Annotated in this window: 14 protein-coding genes; 6 read left to right on the forward strand and 8 right to left on the reverse strand. The window is 63.9% G+C overall.

Annotation, left to right across the window (positions count from 1 at the left end):
• Positions 1–45: 45 nt before the first annotated feature.
• Both thpR and ACZYTC_RS17400 read left to right on the forward strand, forming a co-directional pair.
• Positions 46–603, forward strand: coding sequence for an RNA 2',3'-cyclic phosphodiesterase (gene thpR / locus ACZYTC_RS17395; RefSeq protein WP_434959239.1), 558 nt, complete (start codon positions 46–48; stop codon positions 601–603).
• Between the two features lie 68 nt (positions 604–671).
• A complete protein-coding gene (locus tag ACZYTC_RS17400; protein WP_434959238.1) occupies positions 672–977 on the forward strand; it encodes a 4a-hydroxytetrahydrobiopterin dehydratase in 306 nt (101 codons plus the stop codon).
• A gap of 20 nt (positions 978–997) precedes the next feature.
• Here the strand turns inward: ACZYTC_RS17400 and ACZYTC_RS17405 are convergent, their stop codons facing one another.
• From ACZYTC_RS17405 to ACZYTC_RS17420, 4 genes are all read right to left on the reverse strand, one after another.
• Positions 998–1462, reverse strand: a complete 465-nt coding sequence (locus ACZYTC_RS17405; protein WP_434959237.1) for a GNAT family N-acetyltransferase — start codon at positions 1460–1462, stop codon at positions 998–1000.
• Between the two features lie 54 nt (positions 1463–1516).
• Positions 1517–2587, reverse strand: a complete 1071-nt coding sequence (locus ACZYTC_RS17410) for an extracellular solute-binding protein (protein WP_488990182.1) — start codon at positions 2585–2587, stop codon at positions 1517–1519.
• A gap of 107 nt (positions 2588–2694) precedes the next feature.
• Positions 2695–3366, reverse strand: a complete 672-nt coding sequence (locus ACZYTC_RS17415; RefSeq protein ID WP_488990183.1) for an alpha/beta hydrolase — start codon at positions 3364–3366, stop codon at positions 2695–2697.
• Between the two features lie 67 nt (positions 3367–3433).
• Entirely contained in the window at positions 3434–4078 is a 645-nt protein-coding gene (locus ACZYTC_RS17420; protein WP_434959234.1) for a DNA-3-methyladenine glycosylase family protein, read from the reverse strand.
• On the opposite strand from ACZYTC_RS17420, the gene gluQRS reads away from it, so the two are divergent.
• Positions 4077–5000: a tRNA glutamyl-Q(34) synthetase GluQRS gene (gene gluQRS, locus ACZYTC_RS17425; protein ID WP_488990184.1), complete on the forward strand. Its 924-nt coding sequence runs from the start codon at positions 4077–4079 to the stop codon at positions 4998–5000. The genes ACZYTC_RS17420 and gluQRS overlap by 2 nt on opposite strands.
• A 259-nt stretch (positions 5001–5259) precedes the next feature.
• Here gluQRS and ACZYTC_RS17430 read toward each other — a convergent pair whose 3' ends face one another.
• Complete coding sequence (locus ACZYTC_RS17430; protein ID WP_441772959.1) at positions 5260–5715, reverse strand: NfeD family protein; 456 nt, start codon at positions 5713–5715, stop codon at positions 5260–5262.
• Positions 5716–5830: 115 nt separating this feature from the next.
• Positions 5831–6742 (reverse strand): SPFH domain-containing protein, encoded by a 912-nt coding sequence (locus ACZYTC_RS17435; protein ID WP_434959753.1) that lies wholly within the window; start codon positions 6740–6742, stop codon positions 5831–5833.
• Positions 6743–7042: 300 nt separating this feature from the next.
• Between ACZYTC_RS17435 and metX the strand changes: the two genes are divergently transcribed.
• Both metX and metW read left to right on the forward strand, forming a co-directional pair.
• Positions 7043–8230 (forward strand): homoserine O-acetyltransferase MetX, encoded by a 1188-nt coding sequence (metX, locus tag ACZYTC_RS17440; RefSeq protein ID WP_434959231.1) that lies wholly within the window; start codon positions 7043–7045, stop codon positions 8228–8230.
• Positions 8227–8895: a methionine biosynthesis protein MetW gene (gene metW, locus ACZYTC_RS17445; protein ID WP_434959230.1), complete on the forward strand. Its 669-nt coding sequence runs from the start codon at positions 8227–8229 to the stop codon at positions 8893–8895. Before metX ends, metW begins: the two co-directional genes overlap by 4 nt.
• Before the next feature lie 198 nt (positions 8896–9093).
• Here the strand turns inward: metW and ACZYTC_RS17450 are convergent, their stop codons facing one another.
• Both ACZYTC_RS17450 and ACZYTC_RS17455 read right to left on the reverse strand, forming a co-directional pair.
• Positions 9094–9840, reverse strand: coding sequence for a methyltransferase domain-containing protein (locus ACZYTC_RS17450; protein WP_434959229.1), 747 nt, complete (start codon positions 9838–9840; stop codon positions 9094–9096).
• Between the two features lie 289 nt (positions 9841–10129).
• The gene (locus ACZYTC_RS17455) at positions 10130–11671 is read right to left on the reverse strand and encodes a L,D-transpeptidase family protein (protein WP_434959228.1); all 1542 of its coding nucleotides are present in this window, start codon (positions 11669–11671) and stop codon (positions 10130–10132) included.
• Positions 11672–12178: 507 nt separating this feature from the next.
• Between ACZYTC_RS17455 and ACZYTC_RS17460 the strand changes: the two genes are divergently transcribed.
• Complete coding sequence (locus ACZYTC_RS17460) at positions 12179–13951, forward strand: alkaline phosphatase (protein ID WP_434959227.1); 1773 nt, start codon at positions 12179–12181, stop codon at positions 13949–13951.
• The last annotated feature ends 48 nt before the right edge of the window (positions 13952–13999 follow it).

Raw genomic sequence — 13999 nt, forward strand, 5'->3', positions numbered from 1 at the left:
TCATTAGGATTGGGTGTCCGACGATAACCATACGGCGTTAGTGCCATGCCGCGTCTGTTTACCGCTCTGGAAGTCCCTCCCATCATCGGCATGAAGTTGTCGACGCTCCGCGGTGGCCTGCCCGGTGCCCGCTGGATCGACGTCGAGAACTATCACATCACCCTGTCCTTCATCGGCGACATCGATGACAGGCTGGCGCGCGATGTCGCTGAAGCCCTCGATGGCATTCGCCGGCCCATTGTCGACATCGCCGTCGACGGGCTGGATGCCTTCGGCGGCAGCAGGCCGAAATCGGTCTATGCCAGGGTATTGCCCACGCCGCCCTTGATGGAGCTGCAGGCCGTGCAGGAGCGCCTGCTTCGCCGCCTCGGCGTGCCGATCGAGAACCGGCAATATACCCCGCACATCACGCTGGCTCGGCTGCGCAGCGAAGCCACGGCGCGTCTCACCGCCGACTGGCTGGCCTTGCGCGGCGGCGGCCGTCTAAGCTTCACGGCCGAGCGCTTCGTGCTCTACTCCTCGCGCGATTCGGTGGGCGGTGGCCCCTATATCGTCGAAGAGGCCTATGAGTTGCAGCGGCGCGAAGAGGTTGCGCTGCGCTGACATCGTCATTGCTGCCCGCCAAGCCTTGACATGGCCGTCATGGCTATAACGCATCAAGGGAGGCCGACATGCCCCAAGCGAAACTGAACGATGACGAACGCCGCTCCGCGCTGGCCGAGCTTGCCAACTGGGCCGCGACACCGGGCCGCGACGCGATTCGCCGTGTCTTCGTTTTCCGCAATTTCAACGAGGCCTTCGGCTTCATGGCGCGGGCCGCCCTCACCGCCGAAAAGCTCAACCATCATCCCGAATGGTCCAATGTCTACAAGACCGTCGACGTCACACTCTCCACGCATGACGCCGACGGGCTGACCGAACTCGACCTCAAGCTCGCCAGGAACATGGACAAGATCGCCGCGACGATGGGGGTGTGATCCTCGCGGCCAAGCCTGGTTCACAACGAGACCAGACGGCGCTCCATGATGATCGTGCGTTCATCGCCGTGATAACTATCGCGCACGACCTTAAATCCCAGCTTGCTGTAGAATCGTTCAGCCGTCACGGTGGCGGGAACCTGCAATGTTGCAAGACCCGCATGCCGCGCCAAATCTTCGATCCTGGCCATAAGGCGTCGCCCCACGCCCTTGCCCTGAGCATCGGGAGCGACGAACACCGTTCGAATCCACTCTCCCTCCAGGCTCGCAGTCCCGATGATCCGCTCGCCGGCAAGAGCGACAAGGACTTTACGTGTCCGTATCAGCTCTTCCACCCGCGAGGGCGTGAAGCTCTCCTCCACCCTGGCAATGATCTGAGGTGCATAGTCGCGGGCATTGGTTTCTCGTAAAGCCGCGAGGATGATCTCACTGATCGCCGGCGCATCATCCGGGCTGGCACGACGGATATCATGATCGACTGGCATGTCCTCACATTATGACGATGCTTGTCCGGTTCCAAGCCAGTGCCCGGTCGCCTCTCAGGCCGCCTGCCATTTCTGCGCGTATTCGCTGCGCAGCGTGACGAACCAGGGCGGCTGCGCCGGCGACCACCAGACCTTCGAGAGAGCATCGTCGGGATAGGCAGCCCGGAGGAAATCCCGCAGCTTGCCATCGAGCCGGTCGATGGCGCCCCGCGCCGCCGGATTGGCGGAAAAAGCCGTGGCGTAGGCGGCCGAGGCTTCGGGCGTGACGATGAAGCGGGCCCATTCATGGGCCTGCTCGGCATTCCGCGCATTCTTGAGCAGGCCATAGCCCTGCAGCCAGCCAAAGGCCCCTTCCCTGGGTGCTACGAAGCCGACATCGTCAGCGGTGAGCACCTGCGCCGTGGTGTCCCAGGTCAGCCCCAGCGTGCAGCCCTTGCTGCGGAAGGCCGCCAGCGCTTCGTTTTCGCTGCTCCAGAACTGGCCGATCACGGCCTTGCGCCTGGTCGCCTCGGCCAGTGCGAGGTCCCAGAGCTGGCGCATGGCAGCCTCGTCCTTGTAGCCGTCAAGCCAAGGCCTCGGCAGCTTTCCCTCGGCCTCCAGCACCCGGCCCATCGCAGCCAGCCCGGTCGACGGCCTGATCGCGACCTTGCCGCGATATTTTTCATCGAAAAGCGCGGTGAGGGATGCAGTGCCATAGGTCTGCGGCGCGGCTGGGCGCGCATAGGCCAGGGCCTCCGCGCCCCAGACCACCGGCAGGAAGTAGCGCCGGCCCTTATGCATGGCAGAACCGGTCAGGAACGCCTTGTCATAGAGATCGAGGCTGACATTGCCATCGTTCCAGGGCTGCAGCAGGTCCGCCTGCAGCCATTCCGGCAGGCGGTCGATGGAGGGTTCGACGATGTCGGCGCCCACACCCTGGGCGGCGATGCGCGCCTGCGCCAGCATCGCCTCCTGGTCGGGCTGCTCGCTGAAATTGACGGTAATGCCGGTCTTTTCGGTGAATGTGCGGAACAGGGCACCGAAATCATAACCCGACCAGCCGAGATAGTTCAGCTCCCCGGAGGAGGAGAGCGCCTGGCTGACGATGGCGGGTGAAGCCAGCCCGCCCAGGCCAAGCGCTGCCATCCCACGCAGGAAGGCGCGTCGTTCGGGCTTTATAAGTTCCCTTCTCCCGTTGGGGGAGAGGGAAAAATGCTCCGGTCGTGGCACTTTCCTCAAACCGGTCTTTCCCCCTATTCGGCCCGGGCCAGCGCCTGCGCAAGGAAGGTGCCGCCGAGTTGCAGGCCCCGATTGTCGATGCCATGGCCGAGCCCACGGCTCATATGGGCTTCGACCGGCACTGAAAGGGCTTTGAGCCCTTCCTGCGAGAACTGCAGCGCGAAGGGCGGAATGACCTGGTCCTGGTCGCCATGCATCAGCAGAACCGGTGGCCTCGCGGTGATCTCCGGCGCCATCACCGCGGGCAACTGCCCTTCCGGACAAACCAGAACGCCGGAACAGCCGACGATGGCCCCCATCGCCTTGGGGCGACGAAGCCCGACATGCAGCGCCATCATGGTGCCCTGGCTGAAACCGACCAAAGCGAGCGCGGTCTCGTCCAGCCCTTCGCGCTCGAGTTCCTCGTCCAGGAAGGCATCGAGCACGGGCCGAGCCTTCTCGACGCCATGCCAGCGCTCATTGGGAATCTGAAAGGTCAGCGGGAACCATTGACGGCCGAAGGGACCTCCCGCACAGGGCTCGGGCGCATGGGGCGATACGAAGGCAGTGTCGGGCAGGAGTTCCTGCCAGGCTCGGCCGATGTCGATCAGATCGTTGCCGTCGGCGCCATAGCCATGCAGGAAGACGACGAGCTGGCGGGCTTTGCCCGATCGGGCGGGCAGGCGGGGTCCGTCGAGCGTCGTCATCCGCGTCTCCTCATTTTGTCTCGCATGCACAGAGCACCGATTCGCGTGACGAAAATGCGTCCCGCGATCAGTCGATCGGTACACCCGACCGATTCTTCATCTTGGCGTAATAGGCAAAGAGCAGCCGGGCGGCAACACCGCGCCAGGGGCGCCAGGCTTCGGCGATCTCTGAAAGGGCGACAGCATTCGGGCGCTCTTCGAGTTCGAGCAGCATGCGCGCGGCTTCCTGCAAGGCGAGGTCGCCCGAGGCAAAGGCATCGCCATGGCCGAGACAGAACATCAGATAGATATCGGCGGTCCAGGGACCGATGCCCTTGACCTTGGTCAACTCCGCGCGGGCAGCATCGGCGCTCAATACGGCCAGGGCATGGAGATCGAGCCCGTCCAGCACCGCCTGGCCGAGCGCCCTGAGGGTACGGATCTTCGGCATCGACAGGCCGCCGGTGCGGAAATCCGCCTCGGGGGCGCTGACCAGCCTCTCAGCCGTGAAGGGATCGAACACTGCCTTGGTGCGTGCCCAGATCGCCCGGGCGCTGGCGACGGAGACCTGTTGGGACACGATGATCCAGGCGAGCGCCTCCAGCCCGCCTTCGTTGCGGCGCAAGGGCGGCTCGCCGCACAGATCGTGAATCGCTGCCAGCCTGGGATCGAGCGCGCGCAGGGCCTCGACGCCGGCAAGGATTTCGGCACGCGAATGGATGATCACGGTCATGCCTCTGTGTTACATCCTGCCCGTGGCAAATCAATCGAACAACCGCCCCGTCCTGCGCTTCGCGCCCAGCCCGACCGGTCATCTCCATCTTGGCCATGCGCTCTCGGCCTTCGAGAACGAGCGCTGGGTTGCGGCGACCGGCGGGCGCCTGCTGCTGCGCATCGAGGACATCGACACCACGCGCTGCCGCCCGGAATTCGTCGCCGCACTACTGGAGGATCTTGCCTGGCTGGACCTGCCCTTTGAACCATGGCCGAGGCGCCAATCCGAGCACTTTGACCTGTATCGCGAGGCCCTCGACCGTCTTGCCGGAATGGGATTGCTCTACCGCTCCTATGCATCGCGTACGGAGATTGCTGCCGCCATCGACCGGCCGGATCATCCGCGTGATCCCGGGATCACCCGTGATCCCGATGGTACCCCGCTTTATCCCCGCGCCGCACTCGCCGCGGCGGACGACCCAGCCGAACGGGGCCCGACAGAGCCCTTTGCGCTCAGGCTCGACATGACGGCGGCCTTAGCCAAGGCCGCCGTCCTGGTACCCCCCCTGTTCTGGCGGGAGCAGGCGTCACCCCAAGAGGCGGGCTTCGAAGCAATTCCAGCCGCACCGGAACGCTGGGGCGACGTGGTGCTGGCGCGCAAGGAATTCCCAGCCAGCTATCATCTGGCCGTGGTGGTCGACGATGCACTGCAGGGCATCACGCATGTCGTGCGCGGCCGGGATCTCTACCATGCCACCGGTCTGCATCGCCTGCTGCAAACCCTGCTCGGCCTGCCGGAACCGATCTACCATCATCACGGCCTGATCCTCGGCCCCGATGGTGAGAAACTGTCGAAATCCGCCCGTTCCACCAGCCTGCGCGTCCTGCGAGCGGATGGCGTCACGCCGGCGCAGATACGGGGAATGGCGGGGATCGTGTGAGGACAGCACGCATTGGCCCTGGCTCTTCCAATCGCAGGCTTCCCTACCCAAATGCGCTTATTTTGTAGGCATGAGCACGAGAAAGGAGGGTCGATCTCCACAGCTCCATCAATTAATGGAGCGAGATCGACCATCTTGGAAACGTAACGCTTGCGAGGAAAGAAGATGCCGATCTGGAGATCGGCACACCGAGTTTCGAGCGCCTTATCCCGCAAAGCCATAGCAAGTTTCAAAAATACCCGCTCTTTGAAAACGGACATCACGCCTGTTTCGATACGTCCTCGACAGCCAGCCATCCTCCCTCGATACGCACCACCTTGATGCGCGCGCCAGCGCCTGCGTCAGCCCCCTTGACCTGCCACACCGTGTCGCCGACCCTTATTCGCCCCACGCCGTTCACGATCGGCTCGGCCAGGGTGAAACTCTGGCCGATGAGCGCATCGGCCCGGCGATTGAGAAAGGGCTGCTCCTTGTCGGACGCGTCGACCTTGTGGGCGAAATGCCGGCCGATCCAGGCGAAGACCACACCGAGAGCCGCGAACAGCAGGAGCGCCAGCGGCCAGCTCAACGGCCAGAAGAAGCTGATGGCCCCGGTCGCCGCGGCAGCAAGGCCGAGCCAGATCAGGAAAGCACCGGGCAGCAGCACTTCCAGGCCGATCAGCACGGCGGCCAACACGAACCATCCCCAGACATTGATGGACACAAATTCGTTCATGGGCGGCTCCTAGAGCAAAGTGCGATTTCTCCGAATCGCACTTTGCTCTCGCTCTTTGTTTCGACGCGTCTTTGCGATTCTTGGTGACTCCGTCAAACCGCAAAACGCTATGGTCTCAATCCTGGCCGGTACGCGGCACGCCGGAACCAGGGCGCCTGCCTTGCACCGCGGCCTCCCCGAAGGTTGCCTTGGCGATCTCGCCAATGCCCGCGAGCGAACCGATCAGGGCGGTCGCCTCCATCGGCAGAACGAGCACCTTCTGGTTCGGCGCCGTCGCCATCGCCTGCATCGCCTTCACATATTTGTCGGCGATGAAATAGTTGAGCGCAGCGACATTGCCTTGCGCCAGCGCCTCGGACACCACCATGGTGGCGGCGGCCTCGGCCTGGGCCGAACGCTCACGCGCCTCGGCGTCGCGGAAGGCGGCTTCCTTGCGGCCCTCGGCCTCCAGGACCTGGGCCTGCTTCTGGCCCTCGGCTTTGAGGATCTCCGACTGGCGCTGGCCCTCGGCCTCGAGAATGACGGCACGCTTCTCGCGCTCGGCCTTCATCTGGCGCCCCATCGAGGCGATCAGATCGGCCGGCGGTACGATGTCCTTGATCTCGACGCGGGTGATCTTGATGCCCCAGCTCGTCGCGGCGGCGTCAACCACGATGAGCAAGCGGTTGTTGATCTCGTCGCGATGGGAGAGAAGCTGGTCCAGATCCATCGACCCCATGACCGTGCGGATATTGGTCATCAGCAGGTTGAGGATGGCGCTGTTGAGATTGGCGACCTCGTAGGCGGCCTTGGCGGCATCGATCACCTGGAAGAAGGCGACACCATCGACGGCAACGGTGGCGTTGTCCTTGGTGATGATCTCCTGCGTCGGCACATCCAGCACCTGCTCCATCATGTTCATGCGTGCACCGATACGATGAAAGATCGGCGGCACGATGTTGAGGCCAGGCTGAATGGTATAGGCGTAGCGACGAAAACGCTCGACCGTGTAATTATAGCCTTGTGGCACGGTCTTCACCATCTTCATCAGGAAGAACAGCAGCGCAATGGCCAGGACAATGACGGCTGTCGTCGCGGTGAGTGGAATATTGGGCATTGCGGGCTCCAGATCGAGCGAGATTTCATCCTGTCTAGCTGTGGCCGCGAGCGCTGGAAAGCGCTCTCGCAAGCTCCTGCAACCGGAAGATGCGAAAACGCACGAGTGATGCCGCCAGCAACGCCATTGCACTTGCAATACCGCGTGATATTAGGATGTATCGAACGAAACGTTCGGCAAACCGAACGGCTTAGGCGACGTACGATTTGGGCGGCGGGGAAATACAGGCGCATGTCGGAAGGTGAGCAGCTACGGGCGAGCTTCCCGGAACTGGCCCGCAAGCAGGCGGACCAGCCCGATGACAGCCTGGTCGTCGATTTCGGCCTGGAACGGCCGCTCCGTCTCGACAGCGGCGTCGACTTCGCACCGCTGCGCATCGCCTACACCACGGCAGGCAAGCTGAATGCGGCAAAGTCCAACGCCGTGCTGGTCTGCCATGCGCTCACCGGCGACCAGCATGTCGCCAGCGTCCATCCCGTCACCGGGCGCGCGGGCTGGTGGGATACCTTGGTCGGCCCGGGCAAGCCGATCGACACCGAGCGCTTCTTCGTGATCTGCCCCAATGTGATCGGCAGTTGCATGGGCTCCTCCGGCCCAGCCTCGACCAATCCGGCGACAGGCCGGCCCTATGGCCTCGACTTTCCGGTGGTGACCATCGCCGACATGGTGCGGGCACAGGCCATGCTGCTCGACCATCTCGGCATCGAGAGCCTGTTCGCGGTGCTCGGCGGCTCGATGGGCGGCATGCTCGTGCTGCAATGGGCCGCTTCCTATCCCGAACGGGTGTTCTCGGCGCTGTGTATCGCCAGCGCCGCCCGCCATACCGCCCAGAACATTGCCTTCAACGAGGTCGGCCGCCAGGCGATCATGGCAGATCCCGACTGGCGCGGCGGCCACTATATCGAGGCCGGCATCCGGCCCGCCAAGGGTCTGGGCGTTGCCCGCATGGCTGCCCACATCACCTATCTCTCCGAGGACGCCCTGCAACGCAAATTCGGCCGCAACCTGCAGGACCGCGCGGCGCGCACCTTCACCTTCGATGCTGACTTCCAGATCGAAAGCTATCTGCGCTACCAGGGCCTGAGCTTCGTCGAGCGCTTCGACGCCAACTCCTATCTCTATGTCACCCGCGCGATGGATTATTTCGACCTCGCCGCCGAGTATGACGGTTCCCTCGCCGCCGCCTTCAGGGGCACGCATACCCGCTTTTGCGTGGCGTCCTTCACCTCCGACTGGCTGTTTCCCACCAGCGCTTCGCGCCAGATCATGCATGCGCTCAACGCGGCCGGCGCCCGCGTCTCCTTCGTCGAGATCGAGACCGACAAAGGCCACGACGCCTTCCTGCTCGACATCCCCGAGCTGTTCGACATGGTGCGCGGCTTCGTCGGCGCCGCGGCCCGCGAGCGAGGGGTGGCATGAACAGGTTCCGCCCGCGCGACACCAGGACGATGACGGCCCAGCGTAGCCCGGCATCAACGCCGGGCACCCGCCTCGATTTCCTGCAGATCCGCGACATGGTGATCCCCGGCGCCCGCGTGCTCGACGTCGGTTGCGGCGACGGCGAATTGCTGTCCCTGCTGGAGGCGACACGCAATGTCGATGGCCGCGGCATCGAGATCAGCCAGCTCGGCGTCAACGCCGCCGTCGGCCGCGGCCTCGCGGTGATCCAAGGCGACGCCGATTCCGACCTGAGCGACTATCCCGACGACAGCTTCGATTATGTGATCCTGTCGCAGACCCTGCAGGCCACCCGCAAGCCGCGCCAAGTGGTGGAGGACATGCTGCGCATCGGCCGGCGTGCCATCGTCTCCTTCCCGAATTTCGGCCATTGGCGCATCCGTGGCCAGATCATGTTCCGCGGCCGCATGCCGGTGACCGACAACCTGCCCTATGCCTGGTACGATACCCCCAACATCCATTTCTGCTCGATCCGCGACTTCGTCGAGATGGCGCGCAGCCTCGATGCGGTGATCGAACGGGCCGAAGCGCTGACGCTATCGGGCCAGCCGGTCCAGGTCCAGGCGCCATGGTGGTTCTGGAACCTGTTCGGCGAGCAGGCGGTGTTCCTGCTCAGAAGGCGGTAGGCTGCCGCCCCACCGACAAGCGTCCTGTCATCCCCGGCCAAGTTCCTCGCGAGCACAGCGAGAGAGGACGAGGGTATCGTCACAAGCTTTGCTTGTGACTGGGATCCAGGGGCCAATGAGACGCAGGCTTCTTGCCTCTGGATCCCCTTTCCTCGCTTCGCTCGCCGGGGACGACAGCCCTTTCAATGACGCCGGGAGTCACGCCCCATCGGCGAGACGGCCCGCAGGGCTGGGCAGCAGCACCGGCGTGAATTTCGGCGACACCGCCCGCTTGGCACGCACCGTGATCGGCCGGAACACCTGCTTGGAGGCCTCCACGATGTGCACGCCGGCAAAGGGGGAGGCGAAGCGGGCGGCAAAGCGCTCATAGGCGGGAGCGGAGCGCAGCGCCCAACCATGAAACATCGGCGGCAGATAGAGCGCTTCCGTCCAGTTCACCGGCGAGAACAGCGCATCGCGCAGCAGGCGGGTCAATTGCGGGCGGGAAAAGGGCCGGCCATTACCAAAGGGCGTGGCATCGGAGCGCGCCCAGACCCCTCGCCGGTTCGGCGCCACCAGCATCACCGTGCCGCCGGGCGCCAGCACGCGCCAGATCTCACGCAGCGTGTCGAGGGCAGAATCGGCCTCCTCGAGCAGATGTATGGCCAGCACCCGGTCGAGGCAGCCATCCGCCAGGGGCAGTTCGGTCTCCTCGACCAGCGCGGCGGCGAGCGGGCCGTTCTCCGGCCATTCCAGCACGCCCTGCGTCGATGGATTGAACGAGACCACGCGTTCGGCCTCGTCGCGGAACATAGTGAGATAGGGCGCGGCAAAACCGATGCCGGCGACACGCTGGCTGCTGAGATCGCTCCAGCGCGCCCGGATCTTGGTGGCAATCAGGCGGCCGGCCACGATGCCCAGATTGGTGCTGTAGAAGTCGCGGAGATCGACGACATCGAGCGACATTGGAACCAACACCTAGTTACGACAGCGACAATTCGATCTTGCAGGCCGGGACGACGCCATTGCGCGCCAAGCTAATCCGCAAAAACTGGCGAGAACAAGAGAATTGGCCAATCCGAAGAGAGCAGCCCAAACGAAGCAATTCCGTGTCCATCGATCCCCGGCACCGATCAGGGCTGCAATGCGCGCTGAAATCGCTCAACCGGCAAGCGCAACCGCGATAGAATGCATGAGCCCTCTCCCATGCCGGGAAAGGGCTCACGGATCAATCGATCAAGAAAACGGCCGAAGCTCAGTTGGTCGCCGTGGCGCCCTGGTCGCCGCCCAGGCCGAGCCAGCGCTTGTAGAAAGGCTGCTCCGTCGGCGGATTGGTGATCGCCGGCGGCAGCTCGGCCATCTGGGCGGCCGGAAGCGCGGCTCCAGCCATCATCGGCTTGCCGGGCGTCAGCGTCTTTGCCTTGCCATGCTTCGGCTTGGTATCGGGCACAGTGCCGGTCTGGATCGGGTCGACATTGATCGCCGCCGGCGAGGCCGGTTGTTCGGCCGGCGCATAGCCGAGCCAGCGCGCATAGAAGGGCTGTCCCTCCGGCGCGGCGGCCGCCACCAATTGGCTTGGCGGAGCGTTGGCAGCGGGAGCAGCCATAGCCACGGCAACCGGCTTCTGCGGCATGGGAGCCGGAAGCTTGTTGCCCATCAGGCGGGCATAGACGGCCTCCTGACGCTTGGCGACGGCCTTCGGATCCGCCACGCCCTTGATCGGCTTGCGGGCCACTGCCGCTTCCGAATAGAGCAGGCTTTCGGCTGCGGCATAGGTCACGCGATGGGCGGCATTCGCGTCTGCTTCCGTGGCCGGCGCGCCCGCATCGTTGAGGGCGACTTCGGTCACGTCGACACGCGAATAGGTGAAGGGACGATCCTTGCCGGGGACAGCCGACTGGTCGACGGCGCGCGCGGCGAACACCGGATTGGAGCCACCATCCTGGTAGATATAGTTGACGGCCTTGGTGCCGGAGGCAACCAGCGAGGTGATCTTGGCATCGTCGCCGCGCCGCTTCTCGTAAACGGCGGCAGCCACATTCTGGCTGGCGGGCGCGATAGCACAGTCAGTCCCGCCATTGCCGTTGAAGACATAGCGGCCCTTGCAGACATCGACCTTGACCGTCTGCTTGGTGACCTCGAAATTGTCGGTGCCTTCCTTCAGGTTCTGCCAGAAGCCGATATTCGGGTTGCGGCGATTCCTGGCCATGTTCTCGGGCGTCATGCGGAAGGGCAGCGACTGCACCTGGAACGAAGCCTGCCCGCCCTGCAACGCCTCACGCGCCACGGCATAGATCTCGGCCACCTGCTTGTCGGTCATGGCAAAGCAGCCGCGCGAGGAGCAGGAGCCATGCACCATGATGTTGCCGCCGGCCCGGCCGAGCTGGCGATCGAAGTTGTTGGGGTAGCCGATGTCGAAGGACAGATAATATTGCGAATTCGGATTGAGACTGCTCATGCCCACCGCATAGAAGCCTTCGGGCACTTGGCGGTCGCCCTCGCTCTTCTTCGGACCGAGCTGTCCCGACCAGCGGCAGACCGGATAGCTCTTGAGCAGAGCATAACGCCCGCTCGAGGTCTGCTTCCAGAGCTCGAGTTCGGACTCTTTCTTGTAGATGCGCACCAGGATGGGCGCGGAACGCGCCATGCCCTTGGCCTGCATTTCGGCAATCAAGGCCTGCGGCACCGGGCTAGTCGAACGAACACTTGCGCCATTCTGATTGGAACAGGCCGCCGCCAGCAAAAGGACCGGCACGGCCATTGCAATCTTGCGCATCAACTTGAAGTGAGCGGTCATGAACCAGTGAACCCGTGCAAAGTCAGTAATACGGACTAAGGGACATTTACAATCAACGACCGCTCGCCGCAAGCCATGGGCCGGTCGTGGTTACGCAACAGCGTGAACGGAACCTTAACGGCACAATGCCTGATTCCACGCCCCGCCGATAGGGGCCTTCCACCGGAAACTCGGCCGGGACCCTATAGACTTCCTCACGACCAGACAAGCATCGGCCACAACAAAACTTCATTTCGAACAGGATGCGAGGATACGACATGGAGTCTTTGCCGCCCCGGATCTGACGGATGCCCCCTCTATACTGCTTGTGATACGGCCTGATCCTGGTCCCGCCCGCTGTCATGGACCTGTCGCACGCGCTGGCTATCCCTAGCGCGAAGCGCGTTCAGGGGGAACGCGCCCTCTTCCAGTTCTTTGTTTCCACGCGTCTTTGCAACTCTCGGCACGCTCGCCAAACCGCAAGACGCTTCGGTGACAAAGTCTGTTCGCATCCGCGAAAGGATTGCCATGCGCACGCTCCTCGCCGCCCTTGCGGTCACCACCATGCTGATCGGTCCCAGCCAGGCCGCGGGCATCTATCCGCTCGACCGCGCCACCATCCTGGCCGGCTCGCCCTTCGACTTCAAGGCCGAGTTCGCCGGCACGGTGAAGCCGGAGGATGTACGCGTCACCGTCAACGGGCAGGACTACAAGGGTGTGTTCGGCAAGGACGTCGAGTTCGTCGCCTCCGAGAAGGGCAAGGACGACAAGGATCTAGGCTCGGCGGTACTGCTGCGCGGCCTGACCCTCGCGGTGCCGGGCAGCTACAAGATCGAGGTCTCGGCCGGCGGGCAGAGCCGCAGCGTGACCTGGGACGTCTTCGGCACCGCCGCCACGCCCAAGGCCAAAAACATCATCTTCCTGCTCGGCGACGGCCTGACGGTCGCCAACCGCACCGGCGCGCGCATCATGTCCAAGGGCATGACCGAGGGCAAGGCCAATGGCCGCCTCGCCATGGACGACCTCGACCACATGGCCTTCATCGGCACCTCGTCGACGGACGCCATCGCCACCGACAGTGCCAACACGATGTCGGCTTACATGACCGGGCACAAGACGGCTGTGAACGCTCTCGGCGTCTATGCCGACCGCACGCCCGCCAGCCTGGACGATCCGCGCGTCGAAACCATCGCCGAAGCGGTGCGCCGCACCTCGAAGAAGTCGATCGGTGTGGTCTCCACCGCCGAGATCGAGGACGCCACCCCGGCTGCCGTGGTTTCCCATACCCGCAAGCGCGCCGACAAGGCCGAGATCGTGGGCATGTTCTACGATGTGAAGCCGGACGTCATCCTGGGCGGCGGCTCGGCCTACTTCCTGCCCAAGTCGACCACCGGCTCCAAGCGCAAGGACGACAAGGACTACATCCAGCTCTTCAAGGACGCCGGCTATGCGCTGGCCACCGACAAGGACAGTCTCGCCGCGGCCTCCGGCACCAATACCGGCAAGATCCTCGGCCTGTTCCACACCGGCAACATGGACGTCGCGCTCGACCGTTTCCTCCTCAAGAAGGGCACGGTCGAGAAGTTCCCGAACCAGCCCGGCCTGGTCGACATGACCAAGGCGGCGCTCGACCAGCTTTCCAAGAATCCGGAAGGTTTCTTCCTGATGGTGGAAGGCGCCTCCATCGACAAGATGTCGCATGCGCAGGATGCCGAGCGCTCGCTCTATGAGACCATCGAGTTCGACAAGGCCGTCGGCATCGCCCGCGAATTCGCCAAGACCCATCCCGACACGTTGATCGTCGCCACCGGCGACCATACGCATTCCATGTCGGTGATCGGCACCGTCGACGACAGCAAGCCCGGCACCGACATGCGCGAAAAGGTCGGCATCTATGCCGACGCCGGCTTCACCAATTACGAAGACAAGGACGGCGACGGCTATCCCGACAAGATCGATCCCAGCAAGCGCCTGGCCGTCGTCTACGGAAACTATCCCGATCACTACGAGACCTTCAGCCCGAAGCTTGGTGGCCCCTATGAGCCCGCCATCCAGAACGAGAAGAAGGAATATGTCGCCAATCCGGCCTATAAGGACGTGCCCGGCGCGGTCTTCGTCCAGGGCAACATCCCGCGCAACAATGACAGCACCGCCCATGCCGTCGACGACATCGTGCTGCAGGCCACAGGCCCGGGCGCCGAGGGCTTCAAGGGCTATCTGGAAGAGAGCGATGTCTATCGCGTCCTGGCCGACGCCTTCGCACTCGGCGCTTCCAGCGCCCAGAAGGCCCAGATGCAATAAGGCTTTGCCCGGAAATAAACAGGTCGAATTGGCTCAACCTTTGTCATT

The sequence above is a fragment of the Labrys sp. F242 genome, from assembly GCF_057813875.1.